The following is a 2,184-nucleotide window of genomic DNA, read 5'->3' as shown; positions in this document are numbered from 1 at the left end:
CGCTACCGCTCGTCCGCGGCGGTAGCGTCGGCCGGGCCGCTCGTCGCTACAGTCGGCCGGGCCGCTCGTCGCGGGAGCCGACCTTCCGTCGCGTGGCATCGACCGATCGGCGCAAGTGACCCGGTTGCATGTCGATGCAACGATGCGATCCTCGTCACAGATGGCTACGCTCGATTCAGCCAGATTCGTATCGCATCCCCCGAAAAGAGGCCCCGGCATCATGACCAGTGCAGCCCAGGACCACGAACAGCAGGTGTTCCCCCCGAACGCGGAGTTCACCGCCACCGCCAACGCCGGTCCCGAGCTGCAAGCCGCCGCCGACGCCGACCGGCTCGAGTTCTGGGACACCCAGGCCCGCCGTCTGGATTGGGCGACCCCGTGGACCCAGGTGCTCGACTGGTCGGATGCTCCCGTCGCGAAATGGTTCGTCGGCGGGCAGCTCAATGTCGCCTACAACTGCGTCGACCGGCACGTCGAAGCCGGCAACGGCGACCGCGTCGCCATCGCGTTCGAAGGCGAACCGGGTGATTCACGCTCGATCACCTACAACGACCTGCTCGCCGAGGTGTCGAAGGCCGCGAACACCTTCACCGAACTCGGACTCGTCGCCGGTGATCGCGTCGCGATCTACATGCCGATGATTCCCGAGGCGATCGTCGCGATGCTCGCGTGTGCCCGGCTCGGCCTGACCCATTCGGTGGTCTTCGGTGGTTTCTCCGCGACGGCGCTGCGCTCCCGCATCGACGACGCTGCCGCCAAGTTGCTGGTCACCGTCGACGGCCAGTGGCGTCGTGGCGCCCCGGCCCCGCTCAAGCCCGCTGCCGACGAGGCGGTTTCCGGCGCGGAATCGATCGAGCACGTGCTCGTCGTCAAGCGCACCGGCATCGACGTCGAGTGGACCGAGGGCCGGGACCTGTGGTGGCACGAAACCGTCGACAAGGCCTCCGACCGGCACACCGCGCAGCCGTTCGACGCGGAGCATCCGCTGTTCGTTCTCTACACCTCCGGCACCACCGGAAAGCCCAAGGGCATCGTCCACACCTCGGGCGGCTACCTCACGCAGGCGTCCTACACGCACCACAACGTCTTCGACCACAAGCCCGGCACGGACGTGTACTGGTGCACCGCCGACATCGGGTGGGTCACCGGCCACACCTACATCGTGTACGGACCGCTGAGCAACGGCGTCACGCAGGTCGTCTACGAGGGCACCCCCAACTCCCCGAACGAACATCGGCACTTCGAGATCATCGAGAAGTACGGGGTGTCGATCTACTACACGGCACCCACGCTCATCCGCACGTTCATGAAGTGGGGCCGCGAGATCCCCGATGCTCACGATCTGTCGTCGATCCGGTTGCTCGGGTCGGTGGGTGAGCCGATCAACCCGGAGGCCTGGCGCTGGTATCGCGAGGTCATCGGCGCAGGCACCGCCCCGATCGTCGACACCTGGTGGCAGACCGAGACCGGTGCGATCATGATTTCGCCGCTGCCGGGCCTGACCACCACCAAGCCCGGTTCGGCGATGGCTCCGCTGCCCGGCATCTCGGCGAAGATCGTCGACGACGATGCCAACGTCCTCGCCGAGGGCGGAAACGGCTATCTGGTGCTCGACCAGCCCTGGCCGGCGATGCTGCGCGGCATCTGGGGCGATATGGATCGCTACCGCGATACGTACTGGTCTCGGTACGCCGAGCAGGGCTGGTACTTCGCCGGTGACGGAGCCCGCTACGACGACGACGGCGCCCTGTGGGTGCTCGGCCGTGTCGATGACGTCATGAACGTCTCCGGGCACCGCATCTCCACCTCCGAGGTCGAATCCGCTCTGGTCAGCCACCCGGCGGTCGCCGAGGCGGCCGTGGTCGGCGCGGCCGACGAGACCACCGGCCAGGGCATCGTCGCGTTCGTGATCCTGCGCGAACACGTCGAGAACACCGGCGACGCGCTGATCAAGGAATTGCGTGATCACGTCGCGGTGGAGATCTCTCCGATCGCCAAGCCGCGGCAGATCTCGGTGGTGCCGGAACTGCCGAAGACCCGCTCCGGCAAGATCATGCGCCGTCTGCTGCGGGACGTCGCGGAAGGTCGCGCACTCGGCGATACCTCGACACTGGTCGATCCTTCGGTGTTCGACGCGATCCGAGCACAGAACACGTAGCGCCTCAGGGTTACGTCGGCCGTCCG

General features: G+C 67.0%; 1 protein-coding gene. It reads left to right on the top strand.

Annotation, left to right across the window (positions count from 1 at the left end):
* The first annotated feature begins 220 nt into the window (after window positions 1-220).
* Window positions 221-2,158 carry an acetate--CoA ligase gene (gene acs, locus WAX14_RS20680; protein ID WP_422629921.1) on the top strand — a complete coding sequence of 646 codons (1,938 nt, stop codon included), beginning with the start codon at window positions 221-223 and terminating at the stop codon, window positions 2,156-2,158.
* Window positions 2,159-2,184 lie beyond the last annotated feature (26 nt).

Origin of the sequence: Rhodococcus sp. (in: high G+C Gram-positive bacteria), assembly GCF_049299235.1 — a bacterium.
Classification (GTDB): domain Bacteria; phylum Actinomycetota; class Actinomycetes; order Mycobacteriales; family Mycobacteriaceae; genus Rhodococcus.
This window is presented reverse-complemented; position numbering and strand designations above follow the sequence as displayed.

Coding starts and splice junctions, on each gene's coding strand:
- acs (WP_422629921.1), top strand. CDS start 221: ATGACCAGTGCAGCCCAGGACCACGAACAGCAGGTGTTCCCCCCGAAC.